This window comes from Egibacter rhizosphaerae (genome assembly GCF_004322855.1).
Classification (GTDB): Bacteria; Actinomycetota; Nitriliruptoria; order Euzebyales; family Egibacteraceae; genus Egibacter; species Egibacter rhizosphaerae.
In genome coordinates this window covers 1,847,108-1,867,961 of sequence record NZ_CP036402.1, presented here as the reverse complement: position 1 = coordinate 1,867,961, position 20,854 = coordinate 1,847,108, and the positions used below count along the sequence as shown (strand labels likewise).

The following is a 20,854-nucleotide window of genomic DNA, read 5'->3' as shown; positions in this document are numbered from 1 at the left end:
GAGCCTGTTGGAAGCCACTTAGCTAGCGAGCAACTCCTTGAGGGCCTCGTCGATAAACTGGATATCCACCGGGTTCGCGCCGCCGCCAGCGAAATGACCCCATACCCCGGGAATTACGCGCAACTCGGCATTAGTCATGTGGGAGACCGCATACTCCTCGTCCTCGGGCGGGAAATAGAGATCCTTCTCGGCAGGCATGACGAACGCCTTCGCCTTGATCGACGCTAGAGCGCCCTCGTGGTTCCCGTCGAAGCCCGGCGTCTGGCCGATGTCGCCATTCTGCCAGGTCCACGCCATCGCCAGCAGGTTGTTGGCGTCCTTGTTAAGGAAGAAGCCTTCCCAAAAGCCAACGAGAAAGTCCTCAAGCGAGGCGTAGTCGAGGGGGTCCTGCTTGTAGAGCTGTTGCCAGTAGAAGGCCTGCGAAAACCCCCAACCAGCGTAGACCCGTCCCACTGCGCGCAGGCCCTTCACGGGCTGCTCGTCGTACAGGCCCTCTTGCCACGCGGCATCAGTCATAATTGCGTGCCTCACGCCCTCAAGGAACACGATGTTGTGCTCGGACGTCTTAGAGGAGCCGCAGAACGGCAGGATGCGTTCAACCATGTCGGGATAGCTGACTGCCCACTGATAGGTCTGACCGGCGCCCATGGACCAGCCGGTGACGAGAGCGAGCTTCTCGATGCCGAGGTGCTCGGTCACCAAGCGGTGCTGCTGCGCGACGTTGTCCTGGAACGTCACGTTGGGAAACCGTGGACTGTTGTGCGGCGGCGGGGTGTTGCTCGGCGAGGACGAGAGCCCGTTGCCGAACATGTTGGGGACGATGATGAAGTACTTCGACGGGTCTAGGGCCATGCCCTGGCCGATGAGCCACTCGTTGTCGTGGTGTTGCCCGGAGTACCACGTGGGGTAAACGATGGCGTTGCTCTTATCGGCGTTCAGTTCGCCGTACGTCTTGTAGGCGAGCTTGGCATCGCGCAGGGTCTGACCCGTGCTCAGCTGAACGTCACCCAACTCGAAGGTCTCGTAGTCGACCATGTGGAACTCCTCCGCACTCGTCATCCGGCTACAGGCACGGGGCACGCTCGGCGACCTCAAAGCGCTCCGCCACTCCGCGGGCTACCTGCGAGGTTGAGCCTACACACCACTCGATCCGGCGTGGCTCGACTGCGACCGGGAATCAGCGGTCCCGGCGGTCGCGCAGGGTCCGTGTCCGCTCCCGGTTCGCGGCCACCCGAGCTTCCTCGCCGAGCGCTGCGCGGAGTTTGACCAGGGTGGCGATCAGCGTGTCGATCTTCGCGAGCGTGTTGCGGCGGTGCGCCGGAGATCCCAGGTCGAGGTCGAGGCTGATGACGCGGTCGCAATCGCTGATGCGCAGTGTGTGATCGGCGTAGCGGGCGTCGTCGTCAGCGAGGACGCGGGTGTCCTCGACGGCTGCGAGGACGTACGCGCCGGTGTGCATTCCGGGCCGGTTCAGGAACCGGCGGCGGTAGAACCGGTAGATGGGTGCGTCGTGCATCGTCGTGCTCCCCGGTCGGGTCACTGGCGTTGCACGACGACCACTCCCTTCTCCGGCGCGGCGGCTTGTCGGAAGTTGACCATGGCCCGGAACGGATAATCAACCCTTCCTGAGACCCTGGGCTCGCCTCACGAACTCGGGCGGCGAGGCTCAGGTTTCGCGGATGCGTCGGCCCTGGTCGAGGTAGCGATGCCCCGCGACGAGCGAGGTCTTGAGCTCGGCGGCATAGGCGCCGTCGGCTGATGCCGTGGTGTGGATCCTTCGGTCGATGGTGACCTCTGCGCGCTCGTGCTCACCGGTGAGCAGCTCGTGGGCGACGCGCCCGTGTCGCCCGTCCGCCTCGTCTGGAAGGCCCGTGAGGGCGAGCACGGTAGGTGCGAGGTCGACGTTGCCAACGGGCACCTCGGACCGGGTCCGCGCGATGTCGGCGCCCCACGCGCGGAAGGTGGTGGTCACATCGGCGGGGCTCAGGTTGCCGTGGTCGCCGCCCCCCGGGGCGGAGGCCGTGCTTCCCCCCGTGCTCGCATAGAGGCCGGTCCAGCCGCCCGTCGGCTCGGCGAGCTGGTTCCAGGCGAGGGTGACGTGGATGTCGGGGCTTCGGGTCGGGTGGGTGGAGCCGAGCAGCTCGAGCGCGAAGGTGCCGTCGACCCATCCGAGCGGGCTCGCGGCGTCGTGGCTAGCGGTGAAGATCAGGTCGGCCCAGTCCTGTCGGCGCAGCCACTCGACGGTCGAGGGGACGCGCTCCTCGGAGTCCGCGAAGATCCCGACACACCCGGTTCTCGCGACGACGAGGTCGGTCGAGTCCGGTCCTTCCTTGCACCCGGCGGCCACGAGGTCCTGCGCGACGTCGACGGTGCGGGCGGCCTGCGAGAACCCGTGATCGGAGACCACGAAGAGGTTCGCCTCGTCGCGCAGCCCGAGACGCTCCAACTGGTCGACGAGCTGTCCGACGTTGCGGTCCGCGCGGCGGAGGGCGTCGGTCGCGGCAGGCGAGCCGACCCCGTGACGGTGCTGGGCGCTGTCCGGCTCGGTCAGCCACAGCATCACCACGCTCGCGTCGAGCATTGGCAGGACGTAGTCGGTGACGATCCGCGTCGCGTAGTCGGAGGAGTCCGCGTTGCTGTGGTCGCGTCCCTTCGGGGGCGGCGGCCCGAAGCGCGCGTGCACCTGGTCGCCGACCTCGGGTGGCCACGCGAAGGGGGCGCCCTTGGCGGGGTCGTCGGCGTTCACGAGGGTGCCGACGCCGTCGGGGGCGCGGGGGTTCAGGCACAGGGTGCTGCCGGACGAGCCCGAGCCCACGGCGACGAACCGCCCACCTGCGTGTTCGATCCGTTCGGCGAGCGTGACGGTGTCGACGATGGAGCCGGTGCGTTCGCGCAGGCGGAGCAGGTTGCGGGCGTCCGCGGTGGTGAAGGGCGCTGGCGCGACCTCGGGGACGTGCAGCAGGTTGCCGGTGATGCCCGTGCGTGTCGGCAGTTCGCCGGTGGCCATCGAGGCGGCGTTGACGCGCGTGACCGCGGGCGCGACCGCGCGCCCTTGGGTGGCGACGGCGCCGTCCTGGCCGAGCGCGTGCAGGACCGGGGTGTCTTGTGGCGTGATCGCGTCGGGGCGGAGACCGTCGATCACCACGATGATCCCGAGGCGTCGCGATCCGGCCAACTGTGCTCCTTCGCCGAGACGGCTGGGGCCGAGCACGCCGCCGCCTGGGTCACCAGTCGAGCCAGGCCCGGCCCGCCCGGAGCTTACGGGGTGGCCCCCCAAGCCCCTCACCCCGGGGGACCCGAGCACTCCGCTCGACGGCGCGCGCAGCGCCGCCGGGATCGAGTAGCCGGCTGGGGCGGGCGTCTTGGCCCGCTACGCCTGATCGCCCGGGTGGGCGGCCCTCGCGGCCGTTCACCCGGCCTTTCGTCGAGCCGCCTCCAGCAGGTCCAACGCATGCTATGCTCATGCTCATGGCGACCTTGACACGACGGTTGCAGGTGCTCATGCAAGAGGAGCGTTTCGCGCATCTCGAGCGGATCGCGCGGGAGCAGGGCACCACCGTCGCGGCGCTCGTGCGCGACGCGGTCGACCGCACCTACCCGCCGGAGGGCCGCTCGGCCGCCGACGCCGCCGATCGTCTCCTGGCTCGCGCGCCGATCGAGCTGGGGACATGGGAGGACGCCAAGGCCGAGGTGGAAGACGCTCTCGGGCGCGGTTCACGGGCATGAACCGGTTTCTGGTCGACACCAACGTCTTCCTTTACCTGACTTCCGCAGCTCGTAGGCAGATTCGGGGGGTCGGGGGTGTGTTGTTGCTGGTCAGGGTGGCGGGTGGGGTCTGACGCTCGGATTCATGTAGACACACGAGATGTTCGGGTTACTTGGCGGCTGGTTGTGGATGCTCTACGTTCGTAGACATGTATTTGCGGGAGACCAAGCGGCGCAACCGCGACGGGTCGGTGGTGTCGTACCTGGCGCTGGCCCACAACGAGCGCGATCCGGAGTCGGGAACGCCGCGGGCGCGGATCTTGTACAACCTCGGCCGGGCCGATCGGGTCGACCGGGCGGCGCTGGGACGGCTGGTCGACAGCGTCGGACGGTTCCTCGATCCCGAGGCGAGCCGGGCAGGCGAGGTCGAGGCGGCGGGGGTGCCGCCGGTGGTCGACGCGCGGCCGATGGGCACCAGCTGGGTTGCTGATCAGCTGTGGCAGCGGCTGGGGATCGCCACCGCGCTCGGGGAGGCGGTCGCCGGCGGCCGCGTGAACGCGGCGGCGGTCGAGCGGGTGATCTTCGCGATGGTGGCCAACCGGCTGTCGGCCGAGCCGCTGTCCAAGCGTGCGGGGACCCGCTGGGTGGCCGAGCGGGTGTTCATCGACGGGCTCGAGGCCATGAGCGACGACGACTGCTACCGGGCGATGGACCGGTTCGGCGACGTGGTCGGCGAGGTGCAGCGGCGGGTGTTCTTCAGCGTCGCCAACCTGCTCAACCTCGAGGTCGACCTGCTGTTCTTCGATTCGACGTCGACGTATTGGGAGACCGAGACCGGCGACGCGCCCGCCGACGGCGACGACCTCGCCGGTCTGGCCGACGACGAGGACGGCGACGGGGATGTGGCGGCCGAGGCGGTCGAGGCCGCGGTGCGCACCTGGGGCCGGTCCAAGGACCACCGCCCGGATCTGCCGCAGGTCGTCATCGGCATGGCGGTCACCCGGGAGGGCATCCCCGTCAGGCTGTGGACCTTCCCCGGCGACACCTCCGATCAGAAGCTCATCCGCCGCGTCAAGGACGATCTGCGCGACTGGCAGCTGGGCCGGGTCATCTGGGTGCTCGACCGCGGGTTCACCAGCGAGCAGAACCGCCGGTATCTCCAGCGCGCCGGCGGCGGCTACATCATGGGCGAGAAGCTGCGCGGCGCCTCGAGCGAGGCCGCCGCCGCGCTTGGCCGCCAGGGCCGGTATCGCACGGTGGCGGGCAACCTGCGCGTCAAGGAAGTCAGAGTCGATGACGGCGCCGGCCGCGACCGGTTCGTCGTCTGCCACAACCCCGAGGCCGCCGAGCGCGACGCCGCCGTCCGCGCGGCGATCGTCGCCCGCCTCGAAGACGCAATCGCCGACAGCGACGGCCTGTCGGCGCGCAAGCGCGCCGAGCTCGCCGGCGCGTTGAAGACCAAGCCCGGCTACAACCGGTTCCTGCGCACTACGCCCAACGGCTACCTGCGCGTCGACCGCGCCGCGGTGCGCCGCGACGCCCACTACGACGGCAAGTACCTGCTACGCACCTCAGACGAGTCGCTGACCGCCGGCGACATCGCCGAGGGCTACAAGGCCCTGTACGAGGCCGAGCGCGGCTGGCGCGACCTCAAGACCGGCATCGACCTGCGCCCGGTCTTCCACCACAAGCCCCAGCGCATCGAAGCCCACGTCCAGCTGTGCTGGCTGGCGCTGCTGCTCATCCGCGTCGCCGAGCACGCCACCGGCGACACCTGGCGCAACCTGCGAGCCGAGCTCGACCGGCTGCACCTGGTCACCATGGCCACCAACGACGGCCACTTGGCCCAACGCGGCGAGCTCACCCCCGGACAGCGCGACATCCTCACCGCCCTCGAACTGCCCACCCCGCCGCGCATCTTCGACTTCACCCCCGCCGACAGCGCCCCGTAACCAGAACACCACAGCCGGTGGGACTGTAGTAACACGACCCCATCAGGTCGTCACGCCCAAAACCGCAGGTCAAACCCCTAATCCCGACCTCCCGTATGACCACGAGCTGCGGAAGTCAGGCTTTACGCACGGGGTACCGAGCATCCTTATCGCCAGCCCTGTCGGGACGTGTTGCACGCCGTGGGACAGGGCCGCGTGGTGCTCGAGGCGAGCGTCGAAGTCGTGCAGGAGTTCGCGCACGTGCTCCTGCGGCGTGGCGCCGATCGATCGGTCACGCTGGAGGAGGTCGATGAGCTGCGCGGTGTCTGCCATTTGTACGCGTTCGACGAGGACGTGCTCGGGGAGGCGACACGACTGCTCTCGCGCTACCGGCAACTCGGCGTGCGGGATGCCGTGCACGCCGCCACCGCGCTGCACGCGGGCGTCGACCAGATCCTGAGCACCGACCGAGCCTTCGACGAGGTGGCAGAGGTCGCACGAGTCGACCCGAGCGACCCGTCAGCGCCGTGGGCCTCGTGAGAGCCGTGAACGCGACCACCAGCATCACGAGGGACAGCCACCGCGATGACGATTCAGCGTCCAGGTCGGCGAGGGGCTCACTGCACACCGCCGGTCTCCGTCGCGTCGGCCCTGTCGTCGCTGGACGCGGTGCCCAGGCGTAGGTGACGCAGCCGGGTCACGACCAGCAGCGTCACGGCGATGATGGCGGCGAGCGCGACCACGTACGCGCCCTGGGTGCCGGTGGTCACCGAGGAGCGCACCGCCTCCAGCAGCTGCTCGCCGGCGTGGGCGTGCAGCCCGTCGGCGACGGCGACGCCGGCCCCGGCGCTGTCCTCGGCCGCACGCAGATCGGCCGCCGCGACGCCCGAGGGCGCGGACCCGGCCAATCCCGTGCGGTACACGAGCATGCTGACGCTGCCGATGAACGCCATGCCCAGCGCGCCGCCCAGCCCGCCGCTGAGGTCCTGCAGGGCCGTGGCCGAGCCGGTGCGCTCCAGCGGGGCGCTGGTAACGACGACCTGGCCCAACGGCACGAGCGCCAGCGCGGACAGCCCGGCCAGCGCCGCGATGAGCACGAGCCAGACCACGCTTCCACCGTCGGCGGTGGCGGGCAGGACCCAGATGGCGAGCACGAACCCGACGAGGGCCGCGGCCAGCCCCCAGGCGATGGCGAAGGCCGGGCGCATCCACCGCAGCAGCACTGGCGCAAGCATCGATCCGGCGATCGAACCCGCGCCCGAGATCATCAGCACCAGCCCGGCCTGGGCCGAGGAGAGACCGGCGCCCACCTGGAGGACCTGAGCGAAGAGCATGTCGGTTCCCATGAAGGCGGACCATCATGAGCACCATCGACACGAGGCTCACCCGCACCGCCCGGGTGGCGAACAGCCGCAGGTCCAGCAGCGGATCGTCGAGACGTCGCTGGCGGCGCACGAACACGGTCGCCACCGCCAGCCCGAAGACGACCGCCGCGAGGTAGCCCGGCTGCACCGCGCCGCGGTCGGCCATCTCCTGGAGCCCGAAGATCGTGGTCATTACCGCGGTCACCGACAGGGCGATGCTGGTCAGGTCCAGTCGCCCCGCCGACGTGTCGCGGTAGACCGGCAACAGCAACGGGGCGGCCACCAGCAGGTTCACCGCGGCCGGGACGTTGGCCAAGAACAAATGAGGACGGCATGATCGTCGCCGCGGCGACACCCAGTAGCGCCCGCGCGGCGATCAGCAGCTCGGCCGAGGGTGACAGTGCCGCTCCCATGGATGCGACCCCGTAGACCGCCACGCCGATCGTCAGCAGGCGGCGACGACCGATGCGGTCGGTGAGCCGGCCCATCGTGATCACGAAGCCGGCGGCCAGGAACTCGCCCACGTGCAGGATCCACAGCGCCTGCGCCCCGCTGGGTGTCAGATCGGCCGCGATCGCCGGCTGGGCCATGAACAGCACAGTCATGTCGGTGGCCATCATGAACACCGGCGCCAGCAGCGCGGCCAGCCCCAGCCACTGGCGCCAGCTCGCCCGCGCCGGCGGAACGTCGGTCGTCGTCGATGAGATTAGCCCGGTGCCCTCTCGTTCGTCAGGTGCGATTGCACCAGAAGGCGCGAGGTCGGCTCTCGCATCGCGAGCACGCGACCGGGGGCAACTATGTTCAGGCCGCCGGGCGTTGCGAGTCCGCGCCCCCTCCATCGGTCATCGTCACCGGGCCGGGAAGGGATTCGTGGTAGTGAATCACCTTCCACCCTCCGCCCTTGCGGCGCAGAATGAAGGTGTTTCGTCCATCAGCGATATGGCTTTCCCCCTCAAGCTCGCCCTCGAAGTGGAAGGTGCAGAACGCATAGGCGGTATCACCAAGAACGTCCACCGACACGTCGGCGATCGTCATGGTGCTAACCGATCCCAGGAACCCGGTTACGTTCTCGTAGTACTGTTCTATGACGGCCCATCCCAGGATCGGCCCGGCTGCTTCCTGGGCGATATAGATGAGGTTGCGGTAGTCACGATCCCAGATTGATTTCAGCGTCTCCGCATCCATCGTGGCGAACCCACGCCGATATTGTTCGATGATCGCCGTGATCTGTTGCCTGTCCTGCGCGCTTGCGGTCATGAACTGTCCCACTTCTGATTGGTTGGCCCCCTTCGGTCAGGGAGCCATCGGACGGCACCGCATCCAAACGTGGAGGCGAATCATCACCTCGACGATGATCAGGACGGCTTAGCGTGAGGCGATGCCCAGCGCCCGGTGCTGCGTGGTGGGGTCGTCGAGGACGTCGAGCATGGCCCGGGCGAGGTCTGCGCGGCGCATGGCGCCCGGGACGTTGGCCTCGATCGCGAGGCGGTAGCCGGTCGCTGGATGATCGGTGAGGTAGCCGGGACGCAGGACGGTCCAGTCGAGGCTGCTGGCTGCCAGCACCTGTTCCATGGCCTCGAGGTCGGCGTACACGCGTCGAAAGATCGTCCGAACGATGGGCCGCAGGGTCAGGCGCGACACCATCGGCTCCCCGGCGCCACCGCGCAGCACGGGGCCGCGCTGAGGACCACCAACCGCCGCGGACCGACCGCCGACATAGCCTCGACGAGCGCGCGGGCCGACCGGGCGCACACTTGCTCATTGCGGCGTGTCGGGCCCAATGCCGACAGTACCGCGTCATGCGCACCGAGCGCCCTCTCGAGAGGAGCACGGTCGGTCGCATCTGCCGCGACGACCCGCAGGCTGGGGTGGGTTCGCGCAACGCGGCGCTTGAACGTTCACACCGCCAGCGGGGCGCTGATAATCGTGATCGCGGCGGATCTCTTCGATCAGGCTCGAGAAGCCGTCCTCGCCGTGCCCGGAGGCCACCCGCCGGTTCATGAGCGGCTGGACGTGGCGTAGCCCTTGCGCGTCCACCCCGCGGGCCTCCCTGTTCTCGATCAGGTCTCCCATCAGGGCGGCCTGGGTACGCAGCGGGCCGAGATCTGGCGGGTAGACGGCCTCGTCGATCTCCCGGGCCAGCTCGGGCAGGAAGCCGACCATCTCGGTGAGGACCTCGGTCACCAGCGGCGTGAACGAGGCCACATCGATGCCCTCCGTGTCCAACAGCGCCGCGGTGTGCAGGTAGCCGACCTACAGCTAGTGCGTTCCTCTGCCCACGAGGCGCGAGAGCTCACCTCGCGACGCGAGATCGCCCGGTCCGCTCGCTTGCCCAGAAGCGTCACGTCCACGGCTATCCTCGGCGCATGGCGATGGAGACGACATTGCCCGGCCGTGAGCACGCTGTCGGGGTGCTGCGCCGTGAGCTGGACCAGACGCTGGCGAGCCACGGCGGTCTGGTCCTGGTCACCGGTGAGGCGGGGATCGGCAAGTCGACCCTGGTGACCGACGCCCTCGCGTGGGCGCGCCAGGAGAACGCGCTGGTGGCGACCGGGGCGTGCTGGGAGCACGGCGGTGCGCCCGGCTACTGGCCGTGGACGCAGGTGCTGCGCGCCGTCGAGCGGTCGGCGCCGGCCACCTGCTTGGGCGACCCACCGGATCCGATGCTGTGCCGACTTCTGGGTGACGACGACACGCCGGTTCCGGCGCGCGACGGTCACGCCGAGTTCCAGCTCGCCGACGCCGTCACGTCGGTGCTGGTCCGCGCGTCGCAGTACCGACCGGTCGTGGTGGCCCTCGAGGACCTGCACTGGGCCGATCCGGCGTCGCTGCGCCTGCTCGAGTTCGCCGCCGCCCACACCTGGTACGAGCAGGTCCTGGTGATCGGCACCTACCGCGACGACGAGGTGGAGGCCGGTGACCACCCCGCACAGGCGCCGTTGTCGACGCTCGCCACCAAGGCGACCCATGTCGCGCTGTCCGGTCTCGACGAGGCTGCCGTGGGTGAGCTCTACGTGAGCGTGACGGGCCACGTGCCCGAGGATGCGCTCGTCGCCGAGGTGCGCCGCCGCACCGGCGGCAATCCGTTCTTCGTCGAGCAGACCGCTCGCGTGTCGGGGCCTGGCGACTCGCTGGGCGTGGCGGCTGCCGGCCTTCGGGCCACGCTGGAGCGTCGCTTGTCGCTGCTGCCCGACGAGGTCCGCAACGTGCTGGCCCTGGCTTCGGTCTTGGGAACCGACTTCCCCATCGGACTGCTCGTAGCAGTCGACGGGCGACCCCGTGAAGAGCTTCGGGAGTGGCTTGGGATCGCGGGGAGGGCGCGGTTGCTGTACGAACCCGAGCCTGACCGGCTGGCGTTTTCCCACGAGCTGGTGCGCGAGGCGCTGTACGACGCGCTCGACGACAAGGAGGCACGCCGCCTGCATGCCGAGGTGGTCGCGGCCATCGAGCAGGCGCCGCATCTTGCCCGCGGGGCGGCCCTCGCCGAGCTCGCTCATCACGCCTGCCGTGCCTACCCCGAGATCGCTCACGACCGGGCGCTCGGGCACGTGCTCGCCGCGGCCCGCGAGGCCGCTTGCCGCTTGGCGTTCGACGAGGCGATCGCCCACTACGTGCTGGCGCTGGACAAGGAGGCTGACCCTGGCTGCCCGGCCCTCGCGGTCGAGCCGTCGACGCGAGGGAAGCGCGCTCAGGTCACGTTGGAGCTGGCCGAGACCCGGCAGCACGCGGGCGACTTGGCAGGTGCCCGCCGGGCCTATCTCGATGTCGTGGCGACCGCCCGCGAGCTTGGCGATCCGCGGCTTCTGGGCCAAGCCGCGCTGGGCATCCATGAACTCGGCAGCTCCGAGGACGACTGGCTCGGCGACCTCGCGCTCCTCGAGGAGGCTCGCGAGCACCTCGAAGACGGAGTGGTCACCGACCCGCTGGCGGTCAGGCTGATGTCGGCGGTGAGCCGTGTCCGCCACCACTGGTCTGCCAGCGTGGCCGACAACCGCGAGCTGGCCGCGCGCGCCCTCGAGCTGGCCCGCGACGCCGGTGACGACCACACGCTCGGCTTCGCGCTGCTGGCGCGCCACGACGCGATCTGGACGCCGGGCACCGCCGACGAGCGGCTCGCCCTGGCCGACGAGATGCGCGTGGTCGCGCACCGACGCGACGACACCGACCTGGACCTCCAGGGGTCGCTGCTGCGGATGACGGCCCTGCTCGAGCGCGGCGACCCGCGCGGCCTTCGCGAGCACGAGGCGTTCGTGGCCGCCACCGACCGCTCGGGGTTGCCGCGCTGGCGCTTCGTGGCCCAGTCGCGCCAGGCCACGCTGGCCACGCTGCAGGGACGCTTCGATGAGGCCGAAGCCCACCTGGAGGCCGCCCGGGAGCTGGGCGGGCACCTGGGCGAGGTCGACACGGTCCACCTGTGGCAGGCCCAGCGGTTCGAGCTGGAGCTGTTGCGGGGCCGGTTCGACGAGGCCGCGGCGGTGCTCGACACCCTCGAATCCCCCCATGGCTTGTCGGCCTTCGACGCGGCGAAGCTGGCGGTCAACCGCGGGGACGCGACGGCCGCGCTCGGCCACCTGGAGGCGGCGACCCTGGAGGCGGCCTCGCTGCCGGGGGAGTTCGGAACGGCCGGGCTGCGACTGATGGCCCAGCTCGCCGCGGCCTCGGGCGAGTCCGAGCGGTGCGAGCAGGCGCGCGCCGCGCTGGCGTCGGTGATCGGCGACTGGGGCATGCAGGGCGCGGCGGCGGCCATCGACGGGCCCCTGCGACTGTGGGCCGCGGTCATCGACACGGCGCAGCAGGGCTTCGACGAGGCGGTCGAAGGGTTCGCCGCCGCAGCCCGAGCCGCCGAGCGTTTGGGGGCACGCCCCTGGATCGCCGAGGCGTGGCTGGGTGAAGCCGAGACCCGGCTGCGGCGCGGCGGCGCCGACGACGCCGAGATGGCTGCGCGCTTATTGGCGTCGGTCGTGGAGGAAGCCGACGACCTCGGCATGGCGCACGTCATCTCGCGAGCGGATGTGGTGCGGGCGTCGCTGGGCACGGTGTCGTCGACCGATGCACCCAGCCCACGTGAGTCCTCGGACCGTCGAACGGGGCAATTCAGGTTCGACGGTCAGGTCTGGACGCTCGGCTTCGCGGGCGTCACGGTCCACATGGGCGACGCCAAAGGCCTGCACGACCTGCAGACGCTGGTGCGACACGCCGGTTCGCAGATCCAGGCGGTGCAGTTGGCCAACCCGGAGGGCGGCGCCGAGGTCGAGGCGTCCAGGCGTCTCGGCGGCGACGCGATGCTGGATGAGCAGGCCAAGGTCGCCTTCCGGGACCGGCTGACCGAGCTGGACGAGGCCATCGACCAGGCCACCACGGCCCACGACGACCGGCGGGCCGCGCAGCTCGACGCCGAACGCCAGACACTGCTCGACGAGCTACGCCGCGCCACGGGCCTGGGAGGGAGGACACGGCGCCTGGGCGATGAGGCCGAGCGGGCCAGAAAGACCGTGACCGCTCGCATCCGCGACGTCCTACGCCGCCTCGATCACCGGCACCCTCCGCTCGCCGAACACCTGCGCGCGTCGGTCTCGACCGGGGCTAGTTGCCGCTACGACCCGACCGAAGGCGTCGCCTGGACCTTCTGAGGCCCCCCGGGGCGGACGACGTCACGCCGGTTCGCTGCCGACCTCGGCGAGTGTGGCCTCCGAGTCGGCGTCGTCGTCTGTCGCGGCCGGCTGCCTCAGCAGCCACACCACGAGGACCGCGACGCCGGCCAGGATCGCGGCGCCCACGGCCAGGCCGGTCTGAAGCGCTTGGGTGAACCCCTCCCGGGCCGTTGCCAGCAGTTCGGCCCCGACCGCTGCGGGTAGTTGCTCGGCAACGGCGGAGGCGCCGGTGACGCTGTTCTGCGCGGCGTCGGCGGCGTCGGGCGGGACGCCGGCCGGCATCGCACTGCCCAGGAAGGCCCGATAGGCGAACATGCCGATGCTCCCGATGAAGGCCATCCCCAAGGCTTGTCCGAACTCGCCGCTGACTTCCTGCATCGCCGCCGCGGATCCAGCTCGCGCCACCGGTGGCGTCGAGATGATCAGGTCGCTGCCGAGCATCATCGCCGCGCCTTGACCGAGCCCCGCAACCGACAGGCCGGTCAATGTGAGGACGAGGTCCGCATTCGCGCCGACCACGGCGGCGAACGTCAGGCCCGCCGCGGCGAGCGCCAAGCCGGCACCCATCACGTAGGCGGTGCGAAACCGCCGGACCAGCACTGGTGCGGTCATGGCCCCGGCGATGTTGATCACGATGTAGGGGACGGTCCACAAGCCTGCTTGCAAGGGGGTGAGCTCGAGCACCCACTGCAGGTACTGGGTGAACAGGTAGAAGGCTCCGACCATCGCGAAGCCGGTGAGCAGCACCGCTGCCAACGAGGCGCTGAACCGGCGATTGGCGAACAGGCCGAGGTCGAGCAGCGGATCGGCGAGTCGCAGCTGGCGGCGCACGAACCACAGCGCAAGGCCCAAGCCGAACACGACGGGTACGGCGTAGGGCCACACCGACTGGTGCTCGAAGCCTTCCTGGAGTCCGTAGATGATGCCCAGCATCCCGCCCAGCGACAGTGCGACGCTGGACAGGTCGAGCCGTTGGGCATCGGGGTCGCGGTATTCGGGCAACAGCAGCGGACCGATGAGCAGCAGCAGCACCAGCGCGGGCGCGTTGACCAGGAACACCGACCCCCACCAGAAGAACTCCAGCAACACCCCAGCAAGTAGGGGACCGATCGCGCCACCGGCCGAGAACGCGCTGAACACCACCGCGATCGCGAAACGACGCTGGCTGTCGTCCGCGAACATGTTGCGCAGCAGCGAGAAGGTCGACGGCATGAGCGTCGCCCCCGCGATGCCGAGCAGGGCGCGCGCGCCGATGAGCATCTCGATGTTGACCGCGTATGCCGCGCACACCGCGAGCACCGCGAACGCGCCCGCGCCGAACAGCAGCAGCCGGCGACGGCCGATTCGGTCGCCCAGCCGACCCATCGTGATCAACAGGCCAGCGATGATGAAGCCATACACGTGCAGGGTCCACAGCATCTGCGACGAACCGGGCTGCAGGTCGGCGGAGATCGACGGCATCGCCAAGAACAGCACAGTGAGATCGGTGGCCAACACCAGCATCGGCAGCGTCAAGATCGCCAGCCCCAGCCACTGTCGCCAGGTCGCTCGTCCCGAGGGGCGGGTCGAGCTGGCAGGTGCGTCTTGTCGGTCGGTCATGGGGATGCCTCCGGGGTCGAGGGGCCGTCACCCACGAAGGCGCCAGATCTCGTCTCGCATCGCGAGCACCGGCCTGGCCCGTTACTCGGGCGACCGATTCGCCGCCGCCCGGAAGTCAGCTGGCGCAGGTGGCGCCCGAGGGCGGGGTGGTCGCGCAGGGCGTCCTCGACGGCCTCGCACGCGAACGCGATCGATCTCCTGGAGAGGGTGGTGGCTGGGGATCGACGGTCAGGGAGCCGGCGGATCGTGAGCGCCGGTGCGCTGGAGGTGCTCGAGCAGGGCCCCGACGACGCCTACGTGGGCGTCCTCCTGTACGAAATGCCCGGCATCGGGGATCCGTGTGACGACGGCGTTCGGGAAGGTAGCCAGCCAGAGTTCCTCGAGGGCCTGGTCAGGGATTACGACCAGGACGAGCTCGCGTTGCTTGCCGACTTCCTCGAATGAACTGCTCAGGCCGGACGCGAAGCCACCGAGGAACTGGGCCACGAATAGGGCTCGCGCCGGGTCGGGTGACGTGGCCGCGCGGCCCGAGGGCGCCCGGAATCTGGCGATGCGAGATCGTGTCTCGCGCCTGGGGGTGGAGCGAACGACGGAGAGAGGAGGTCACTATGTCCATCACCCCCCAGTCCCCCGACCAGCTGCAGGCGACGCCGCCCTTGCGCTTGGGGGTGATCATAGGTAGCACCCGCCAGGGCCGCGCCGGTCGGCCGATCGCTGACTGGCTCGTCGCCCATGCCCAGCCGCGCACCGACTACGACGTCGATCTCATCGACCTGGCCGAGACCGCGCTGCCCACCCTGCTGCCCGACTTCGACGTCGAGCAACTGCCCGAGCCGGTCGTCTCCTTGGGCGAGCGGCTGTCCGCCGCCGACGCGTTCGTCGTGGTCACCCCCGAGTACAACCACAGCTTCCCTGCCGCGCTGAAGAACGCGATCGACTGGTACCACGAAGAGTGGCACGCCAAGCCGGTCGGGTTCGTGTCCTATGGCGGCCGCGCGGAGGGCGCCCGCGCGGTCGAGCAGCTGCGCCAGGTGTTTCCCGAGCTGCACGCCACCACCATCCGCGACGTCGTCGGCATCGACCTTGACATGGTCGACGGGCGAGGCTGGCCGGTCTCGCCCGGTTGTGACGGCGCTGCGAAGATCGTGCTCGACCAGCTGGCCTGGTGGGCCCAGGCGTTGCGCACCGCGAGGATGCGTGAGCCATACCGGGCGTGACGATTGCCGGCCCGAGCGGTGTCACATTTCTGCCCGCAGTCTCGTCCTCCCGGTATGAGCCAGCCCGCTACGCCCGATCCGTCCGACGAGGTCGCCGCCGCTTTCGAGCGGCTGCGACCGCGTCTGATCGGGGTTGCCTACGGTCTGCTCGGCACCTTGGGCGAGGCGGAGGACGCCGTGCAGGAGGCCTGGCTCAGGCTCCAACGAAGCGACGTGGAGACGATCGACGACCTCACCGGCTGGCTCGTTTCGACGACCTCGCGCATCGCCATCGACGTGCTTCGGTCGGCTCGGGTCCGCCGCGAGGCCTACGTGGGCCCGTGGCTGCCGGAGCCGATCGAGACCGTTGACGATCCGGCCGACTCGGTGGGCCTGGCCGACACGCTGAGCTGGGCGATGATGGTCGTGTTGGAGACGCTCGGCCCAGCCGAGCGCGCTGCCTTCGTCCTCCACGACGTGTTCGGGTTGCCGTTCACCGAGGTGGGCGTCGTGCTCGGACGCACCCCGGCGTCGTGCCGGAAGCTGGCGTCGCGAGCCCGCGAGCACGTGCGGGCACGCCAGCCGCGCTTCGACGTGGATCCCGAGTCCCACCGTGAGGTCGTCGAGGCATTCGCCGCGACAGCCATGTCCGGTGACGTCGACGGGCTCCTCGACGTGTTAGCGCCCGACGCGGTTCTCACCGCTGACGGCGGCGGCGTCGTCCCTGCGGCGCTGGAGCCGATCCCGGGGGCCCATGTCGTCGCTCGATTCCTCGCCGCGACGCTCGGCAGTACCGAGTTCGCATCGAGCCGGATCACCGTGATCAACGGCCTTCCAGCCCTGCTCACCGTCGACGTCGCGATGGTCCGCACCGTGATCACGCTCGGCATCCGCAACGGGCGGATCGTGACCATCGACGCCGTTCGCAACCCCTACAAGCTCCGACGCCTGCGCTCATCGGGCGCGGTCGCCTCCTGACACCGAAAGGAACGCCCCATGAGTACGATCCGCCTCGATCCCGCCGAGGTCGAGACCCTGCCGATGATCTGGAAGACCCTGGGCACGGCCGGGCGAACGATCACGAAGGACACGCGCCTTGTGCCCCAGGCCACCCTTGAGCTGATCAACCTGCGGGCCAGCCAGATCAACGGCTGCTCGTACTGCACCGACATGCACACGCTCGACATGGCCGAAGCCGGCGAAGACGCCCGCCGCATCGCGCTCGTGGCCGCGTGGCGCGAGGCCCCGTACTTCACCGAGGCCGAACAAGCCGCGCTCCTGTTGACGGAAGAGGCGACCCGCATCGCCGACGGGGACACGGGCGTGTCCGACGAGGTGTGGGCCACCGTCCGCAAGCACTACGACCAGGAGCAGGCCGCCGTGCTCATCGCCCAAGTAGCGATGATCAACCTTTGGAACCGGCTCAATGTCGCCCTGCAGAACCCCGCCGGCCAGTACGAGCCCGGCCAGTGGGGATGACCCACGACCACCCGGAACCGTCTGCGACCGCCCTGAGGTGTCCACGGTGACGACCGACCCCTACGGCGACCCCGAACTCGTGGCGCTCTACGACGTCGACAACCCCGGTGGGGCCGATCACGACTTCTATCGCGCGTTGGCACACGCCGTGGGGGCCCTTCGCATCGTGGACCTCGGCTGCGGCACAGGGCTGCTCACTCGCAGCCTCGCCACCGCAGGCCGCTCGGCCACCGGCATCGACCCGAGCCACACCATGCTCGACTGGGCCCAACGGCAGCCCGGAGCCGAGAACGTCACCTGGATCCGGGGCGATGCCACGTCGATCGCACCTACTGGCGACATCGACCTGGTGCTGTGCACCGGCAACGCGATCATGCACCTCGAGCCCGACGAGCTCGCCACCGCCCTCGAACGCAGCAGTGCAGCGCTGCGGCCCGGCGGCGTTTTGAGCTTCGAGTCGCGAAACCCATCAGCACGCGAGTGGCACCAGTGGACGCGCGACGCCACCTACGCCGAACGCCACACCGACCTCGGCCGGCTCACCGAGTGGCTCGAGGTCGCCGACGTCGCCGGCCAGCGCGTAACCTTCGACGCCCACAACGTCCTGCCCGACGGCGCCGACAGGGTGTACACCAGCGTCTTGTACTTCCGCGACGCCGACACGCTGCGGACCACGGTCCACGACGCCGGCTTCGACGACGTCGAGATTCACGGGGGATGGTGCGGCGAGGACGTCACCAGCACGTCCCGTCTGCTGGTGGTCCGCGCCAGGCGAGCCTGAATTGGCTGCCGCGCAGATAGATGGCCCGCGGGCTCAGCTTCGCTGGCGCCGCTCCGCCAGGGTCTCCCACCAGCCGACCACAGTGTCGGGGGGACCTCCCGGACGATCACCCGCACGGACTCGTCCCGAACCCCGAGGCTGGACGTGACGGCCTCATGCGTCGTTCGCGTCAGCTGCCGCAGTTGCTGCTCGTCCCTGCCCTCGCTCACGCTGATCTCGACCAACGGCATGGTCCCTCCGATTCCCTGCGGCTGCTGAACGGCTCTCCTCGAGCCACGCCGCGGCGCGCACCCCGAGGCTCGAATCGACGTGGTCGAGCGCGGCCTTGGCGGCGCCCTCGGCGTCCCGGCTCTCGATGCAGTGCAGCAACGCTTCGTGCTGCTCACTCGTCTCCTCGCGCTCACCCTCCTCGCGCCCGGAGCGCAGGGCATACCACCGGTAGCGGTCGGACTTGTCCCACAACCGATTGAGGCTCTCGAGCAGGAGCGCGTTCCCGGCCGCTCGATAGACGAGATCGTGGAAGCGACGATGCGCCTCGAGGTCGGCCATCCCCGGCTCCTCGGGGATGGGGGCGAGTTCGTTGGCGGCTTGGCGCATCCTCGTCATCTGCTCGTCGGTGTGTCGCTCGGCCGCGAGCGAGGCGGCGTAGGGCTCGAGTGCCCGACGCATCTCGAGGATGTCCCTGCCCTCCTGGGCGCTCAGGGTGGACACGCGGGCATCCCGGTGGGGTCCGAGCTCGACCAGCCCCTCCGCCTGCAGACGCCGGAGCGCCTCACGCAGCGGCGTGATGCTCACCGAGAGCTGCCTGGCCAGGACCTCCTGATGGACCACCTCACCGGGAGTGAGGGCTCCGGAGACGATCTGTGCCCGCACCGTCTCGTAGGCGTACTCGCTCTTCGTCTGATAGGGCCCCGCGGTGGTGGGCGGGCCGTCCGGTCGTTGCATTTCACCCTCCCCGGGGTCACCCCACGCTTGGCCGAACCCTCGGCACGGTCTCGGTCAGGGTGCGACGCAGACCCGCCAGTGCCGTGGGAGTCTATCCATCGACGTTTGACCCTCGTAGCCTGCAACCTACAAACTGTATTATCCGCCGCCGCGGGTCGGGCTGGTCGTCGCTCTGCAGCGCCCAAGGGTTCACGCATCGGGGAGGGCATGTTCGAGGGATTCCAGGAGGTCGACTTCGTCACGCGAGGGGCGACCATTCGCGTGCGCCACGGCGGAAACCCGGGCGGGTCGCCGTTGGTGTTGCTCCACGGCAATCCGCTGACCAGTGCGAGCTGGCACAAGATCGCGCCGCAGCTGGCCGAGCGCTTCTACGTCGTGGCGCCGGATCTGCGCGGTTACGGCCGCAGCAGCGCGCCCGAGGCGACCGAGGACTACGGCAACTACTCGTTCCGCGCGATGGCCCAGGACCAGCTGGAGGTGATGGGTCAGCTCGGCTACACGAGCTTTCACGCCGTGGGGCACGATCGCGGGGCACGTGTGGTGCATCGGTTGTGCCTGGATGCGCCGCAGGCCGTCGAGCAGGCCGCGGTGCTGGACATCCTGCCGACGCACCACGTGTGGACCAACACCAGCAAGGACTGGGCGTACAAGTCGTGGCACTGGCTGTTCATGGCCCAACCCCCGGATCTGCCCGAGGGGATGATGGGCGCGGTCTCGGCGCGCTGGTACATGGAGAAGAAGATCGGCAAGCCGGGCATCGGGCTGCGTCCCTTCAGCGAGGAGGCGCTCGAGGAGTACATCGAGTGCTTCGACGAGCAGACCATCCGCGGCAGCTGCAACGACTACCGCGCCACCATCGGGTTCGACTTCGAGATCGACGACGCGGACTACGGGAAGCGGTACGTCGAGTCGCCGCTGCTCGTCCTGTGGGGCGAGAGGAGCCACACCGGCAGCGTGTGGGGCGACCTCGTGCCCATCTGGCAGCGCTACGCGCGTGACGTCCGGGGTCACGGGCTGCCCTGCGGTCACTACGTGCCCGAGGAGGAGCCCGACGCGGTCCTCAAGCACCTCCTCGAGTTCCTCGACCCGTGAGCCAGCCACCCCTGCAGCTGGGTTGCGTGGCGGACGATTACACCGGTGGTGCGGATGTGGCGGCGGCGTTGCGCCGCGGAGGGCTGCGGACGCTGCTGTTGTTCGGAGGGACGCCCGAGTCGTGCGCTGGGTCGCTGCCGCCTGTTGATGCGGTGGTGGTGGCGCTCAAGACCCGCCACTGTCCCGCGGGCGAAGCGGTGGAGGCGACCAGGGTCGCGGCTCGGTGGCTGCGCGAGCTGGGGGCGCCGCGGCTGTTCGTGAAGTACTGCTCGACGTTCGATCCGAGCGACGAGGGCAATATCGGGCCGGTCTGCGACGCGCTCGTGGACGAGGCGGGCGCCTCGCTGGCGGCGATGTGCCCGAGTTCACCGGAGCATCGACGCACGATGTACCAAGGGCACTTGTTCGTGGACGACGTGCTGCTGTCGGAGTCGTCGTTGCGTGATCATCCGCTCACGCCGATGACGGATTCGAGCATCGTGCGGGTTCTGGGTCGCCAGACCCCGCACGACGTCGGCTTGGTCGATCTGCCGACTGTCCACGCGGGCGCGGAGGTCGTGCGCGACCGGCTCGAGGAGCTCGCGGGCCGGGGCACGCGCTATGCGGTCACCGACGTCGTCAGCGAGGACGACCTCGACGAGCTCGCGCGGGCGACGGTGGACGACCCCGTGGTCACCGGGGGCGCGGGGCTCGCGGGCGCGCTCGCGCGGCACCTGCCGGCCGCAGCGCTGCCTGCGGACGACGACGCGGGTGGTCGCGGGGCGGGTCCGGTGTTGGTGCTGTCGGGCAGCTGCTCGGAGGCGACGCTGCGCCAGCTGGCTGTCGCGAGGGAGGCGATGCCCGCGCACCGACTCGACCTTGTCGAGCATCCCTCCGGGTCGGCGCTGGCTGCTCGAGCGGCTCGATGTCGGCCACGTCGAGGTCCTCGAGGAGCAGGAACGCGGCGTGCCCTGGTGCCGCACCATCGACGGATCGCACGTCCGGCTCCTGTTGAAGTCCGGGAACTTCGGCAGCGACCGGCTCCTGGTCGACGCCGCGGGGCTGGGCACGGCATGAGCGCCACACAGGTCGCGGCCCTGGTGCAGTGAGGGGTCATCCCAGCCCACGAGGG

Annotated in this window: 22 protein-coding genes and 2 pseudogenes; 12 read left to right on the top strand and 12 right to left on the bottom strand. The window is 69.9% G+C overall.

Going from position 1 to position 20,854, the window contains the following annotated elements:
• Window positions 1-18: 18 nt before the first annotated feature.
• The 3 genes from ER308_RS08690 to ER308_RS08680 form a co-directional block, all read right to left on the bottom strand.
• Window positions 19-1,035, bottom strand: a complete 1,017-nt coding sequence (locus ER308_RS08690) for an alpha/beta fold hydrolase (protein WP_131154616.1) — start codon at window positions 1,033-1,035, stop codon at window positions 19-21.
• 142 nt (window positions 1,036-1,177) lie between these two features.
• Entirely contained in the window at window positions 1,178-1,516 is a 339-nt protein-coding gene (locus ER308_RS08685) for a hypothetical protein (RefSeq protein ID WP_131154615.1), read from the bottom strand.
• A 150-nt stretch (window positions 1,517-1,666) separates the two neighbouring features.
• On the bottom strand, window positions 1,667-3,175 hold the full coding sequence (locus ER308_RS08680) for an alkaline phosphatase family protein (RefSeq protein ID WP_165491923.1): 1,509 nt from the start codon (window positions 3,173-3,175) through the stop codon (window positions 1,667-1,669).
• 293 nt (window positions 3,176-3,468) lie between these two features.
• Here ER308_RS08680 and ER308_RS08675 point away from each other — a divergent pair, with 293 nt between their 5' ends.
• From ER308_RS08675 to ER308_RS08665, 3 genes and pseudogenes are all read left to right on the top strand, one after another.
• The gene (locus tag ER308_RS08675; RefSeq protein WP_131154613.1) at window positions 3,469-3,726 is read left to right on the top strand and encodes a hypothetical protein; all 258 of its coding nucleotides are present in this window, start codon (window positions 3,469-3,471) and stop codon (window positions 3,724-3,726) included.
• A gap of 188 nt (window positions 3,727-3,914) precedes the next feature.
• The gene (locus ER308_RS08670; protein ID WP_131154612.1) at window positions 3,915-5,657 is read left to right on the top strand and encodes an IS1634 family transposase; all 1,743 of its coding nucleotides are present in this window, start codon (window positions 3,915-3,917) and stop codon (window positions 5,655-5,657) included.
• Window positions 5,658-5,807: 150 nt separating this feature from the next.
• Window positions 5,808-6,176, top strand: a pseudogene (locus tag ER308_RS08665) (type II toxin-antitoxin system VapC family toxin); the annotation flags it as partial.
• Between the two features lie 77 nt (window positions 6,177-6,253).
• Here ER308_RS08665 and ER308_RS08660 read toward each other — a convergent pair.
• From ER308_RS08660 to ER308_RS08635, 6 genes are all read right to left on the bottom strand, one after another.
• Window positions 6,254-6,982 carry an MFS transporter gene (locus ER308_RS08660; RefSeq protein WP_131154610.1) on the bottom strand — a complete coding sequence of 243 codons (729 nt, stop codon included), beginning with the start codon at window positions 6,980-6,982 and terminating at the stop codon, window positions 6,254-6,256.
• Window positions 6,904-7,590: an MFS transporter gene (locus ER308_RS23170; RefSeq protein ID WP_420826251.1), complete on the bottom strand. Its 687-nt coding sequence runs from the start codon at window positions 7,588-7,590 to the stop codon at window positions 6,904-6,906. The genes ER308_RS08660 and ER308_RS23170 overlap by 79 nt, the downstream gene beginning before the upstream one ends.
• A 211-nt stretch (window positions 7,591-7,801) precedes the next feature.
• The gene (locus tag ER308_RS08650) at window positions 7,802-8,257 is read right to left on the bottom strand and encodes a YybH family protein (protein WP_131154608.1); all 456 of its coding nucleotides are present in this window, start codon (window positions 8,255-8,257) and stop codon (window positions 7,802-7,804) included.
• Window positions 8,258-8,365: 108 nt separating this feature from the next.
• Window positions 8,366-8,641, bottom strand: a complete 276-nt coding sequence (locus tag ER308_RS22770) for an NAD(P)-dependent oxidoreductase (RefSeq protein WP_165491920.1) — start codon at window positions 8,639-8,641, stop codon at window positions 8,366-8,368.
• Entirely contained in the window at window positions 8,629-8,862 is a 234-nt protein-coding gene (locus ER308_RS23165; protein WP_131156963.1) for an NAD(P)H-binding protein, read from the bottom strand. The genes ER308_RS22770 and ER308_RS23165 overlap by 13 nt, the downstream gene beginning before the upstream one ends.
• Window positions 8,798-9,244, bottom strand: coding sequence for an imine reductase family protein (locus ER308_RS08635; protein WP_338029794.1), 447 nt, complete (start codon window positions 9,242-9,244; stop codon window positions 8,798-8,800). The genes ER308_RS23165 and ER308_RS08635 overlap by 65 nt, the downstream gene beginning before the upstream one ends.
• A gap of 122 nt (window positions 9,245-9,366) precedes the next feature.
• Between ER308_RS08635 and ER308_RS08630 the strand changes: the two genes are divergently transcribed.
• Complete coding sequence (locus tag ER308_RS08630; protein ID WP_131154605.1) at window positions 9,367-12,630, top strand: ATP-binding protein; 3,264 nt, start codon at window positions 9,367-9,369, stop codon at window positions 12,628-12,630.
• A gap of 21 nt (window positions 12,631-12,651) precedes the next feature.
• Here ER308_RS08630 and ER308_RS08625 read toward each other — a convergent pair whose 3' ends face one another.
• On the bottom strand, window positions 12,652-14,250 hold the full coding sequence (locus ER308_RS08625) for an MFS transporter (protein WP_131154604.1): 1,599 nt from the start codon (window positions 14,248-14,250) through the stop codon (window positions 12,652-12,654).
• Window positions 14,251-14,496: 246 nt separating this feature from the next.
• Here ER308_RS08625 and ER308_RS08620 point away from each other — a divergent pair, with 246 nt between their 5' ends.
• The 5 genes from ER308_RS08620 (at window position 14,497) to ER308_RS08600 (ending at window position 17,706) form a co-directional block, all read left to right on the top strand.
• Window positions 14,497-14,694, top strand: coding sequence for a hypothetical protein (locus ER308_RS08620; RefSeq protein ID WP_131154603.1), 198 nt, complete (start codon window positions 14,497-14,499; stop codon window positions 14,692-14,694).
• Between the two features lie 164 nt (window positions 14,695-14,858).
• Window positions 14,859-15,467 carry an NADPH-dependent FMN reductase gene (locus ER308_RS08615; RefSeq protein WP_131154602.1) on the top strand — a complete coding sequence of 203 codons (609 nt, stop codon included), beginning with the start codon at window positions 14,859-14,861 and terminating at the stop codon, window positions 15,465-15,467.
• 54 nt (window positions 15,468-15,521) lie between these two features.
• The gene (sigJ, locus tag ER308_RS08610) at window positions 15,522-16,424 is read left to right on the top strand and encodes an RNA polymerase sigma factor SigJ (RefSeq protein ID WP_131154601.1); all 903 of its coding nucleotides are present in this window, start codon (window positions 15,522-15,524) and stop codon (window positions 16,422-16,424) included.
• Window positions 16,425-16,487: 63 nt separating this feature from the next.
• Entirely contained in the window at window positions 16,488-16,925 is a 438-nt protein-coding gene (locus tag ER308_RS08605; protein WP_131156962.1) for a carboxymuconolactone decarboxylase family protein, read from the top strand.
• Window positions 16,926-16,971: 46 nt separating this feature from the next.
• Complete coding sequence (locus ER308_RS08600; protein WP_131154600.1) at window positions 16,972-17,706, top strand: class I SAM-dependent methyltransferase; 735 nt, start codon at window positions 16,972-16,974, stop codon at window positions 17,704-17,706.
• On the opposite strand, the gene ER308_RS23160 is transcribed toward ER308_RS08600, so the two are convergent.
• On the bottom strand, window positions 17,634-17,936 hold the full coding sequence (locus ER308_RS23160; RefSeq protein ID WP_165491919.1) for a tautomerase family protein: 303 nt from the start codon (window positions 17,934-17,936) through the stop codon (window positions 17,634-17,636). The two genes, ER308_RS08600 and ER308_RS23160, sit on opposite strands and share 73 nt — an antisense overlap.
• Window positions 17,860-18,651, bottom strand: a complete 792-nt coding sequence (locus ER308_RS08590; RefSeq protein WP_131154599.1) for a GntR family transcriptional regulator — start codon at window positions 18,649-18,651, stop codon at window positions 17,860-17,862. The genes ER308_RS23160 and ER308_RS08590 overlap by 77 nt, the downstream gene beginning before the upstream one ends.
• 207 nt (window positions 18,652-18,858) lie before the next feature.
• Here ER308_RS08590 and ER308_RS08585 point away from each other — a divergent pair, with 207 nt between their 5' ends.
• From ER308_RS08585 to ER308_RS23150, 3 genes and pseudogenes are all read left to right on the top strand, one after another.
• On the top strand, window positions 18,859-19,743 hold the full coding sequence (locus ER308_RS08585; RefSeq protein WP_131154598.1) for an alpha/beta fold hydrolase: 885 nt from the start codon (window positions 18,859-18,861) through the stop codon (window positions 19,741-19,743).
• A pseudogene (locus ER308_RS23155) lies at window positions 19,740-20,387 on the top strand (four-carbon acid sugar kinase family protein); the annotation flags it as partial. The gene ER308_RS08585 and the pseudogene ER308_RS23155, both read left to right, overlap by 4 nt.
• Complete coding sequence (locus ER308_RS23150; protein WP_131154597.1) at window positions 20,344-20,799, top strand: nucleotide-binding domain containing protein; 456 nt, start codon at window positions 20,344-20,346, stop codon at window positions 20,797-20,799. The pseudogene ER308_RS23155 and the gene ER308_RS23150, both read left to right, overlap by 44 nt.
• Window positions 20,800-20,854: the final 55 nt, after the last annotated feature.

Coding starts and splice junctions, on each gene's coding strand:
- ER308_RS08690 (WP_131154616.1), bottom strand. CDS start 1,035: ATGGTCGACTACGAGACCTTCGAGTTGGGTGACGTTCAGCTGAGCACG.
- ER308_RS08685 (WP_131154615.1), bottom strand. CDS start 1,516: ATGCACGACGCACCCATCTACCGGTTCTACCGCCGCCGGTTCCTGAAC.
- ER308_RS08675 (WP_131154613.1), top strand. CDS start 3,469: ATGGCGACCTTGACACGACGGTTGCAGGTGCTCATGCAAGAGGAGCGT.
- ER308_RS08670 (WP_131154612.1), top strand. CDS start 3,915: ATGTATTTGCGGGAGACCAAGCGGCGCAACCGCGACGGGTCGGTGGTG.
- ER308_RS08660 (WP_131154610.1), bottom strand. CDS start 6,982: ATGGGAACCGACATGCTCTTCGCTCAGGTCCTCCAGGTGGGCGCCGGT.
- ER308_RS23170 (WP_420826251.1), bottom strand. CDS start 7,590: ATGGCCCAGCCGGCGATCGCGGCCGATCTGACACCCAGCGGGGCGCAG.
- ER308_RS08650 (WP_131154608.1), bottom strand. CDS start 8,257: ATGACCGCAAGCGCGCAGGACAGGCAACAGATCACGGCGATCATCGAA.
- ER308_RS08630 (WP_131154605.1), top strand. CDS start 9,367: ATGGCGATGGAGACGACATTGCCCGGCCGTGAGCACGCTGTCGGGGTG.
- ER308_RS08625 (WP_131154604.1), bottom strand. CDS start 14,250: ATGACCGACCGACAAGACGCACCTGCCAGCTCGACCCGCCCCTCGGGA.
- ER308_RS08615 (WP_131154602.1), top strand. CDS start 14,859: ATGTCCATCACCCCCCAGTCCCCCGACCAGCTGCAGGCGACGCCGCCC.
- sigJ (WP_131154601.1), top strand. CDS start 15,522: ATGAGCCAGCCCGCTACGCCCGATCCGTCCGACGAGGTCGCCGCCGCT.
- ER308_RS08605 (WP_131156962.1), top strand. CDS start 16,488: ATGATCTGGAAGACCCTGGGCACGGCCGGGCGAACGATCACGAAGGAC.
- ER308_RS23160 (WP_165491919.1), bottom strand. CDS start 17,936: ATGCCGTTGGTCGAGATCAGCGTGAGCGAGGGCAGGGACGAGCAGCAA.
- ER308_RS08590 (WP_131154599.1), bottom strand. CDS start 18,651: ATGCAACGACCGGACGGCCCGCCCACCACCGCGGGGCCCTATCAGACG.
- ER308_RS08585 (WP_131154598.1), top strand. CDS start 18,859: ATGTTCGAGGGATTCCAGGAGGTCGACTTCGTCACGCGAGGGGCGACC.
- ER308_RS23150 (WP_131154597.1), top strand. CDS start 20,344: ATGCGGTCACCGACGTCGTCAGCGAGGACGACCTCGACGAGCTCGCGC.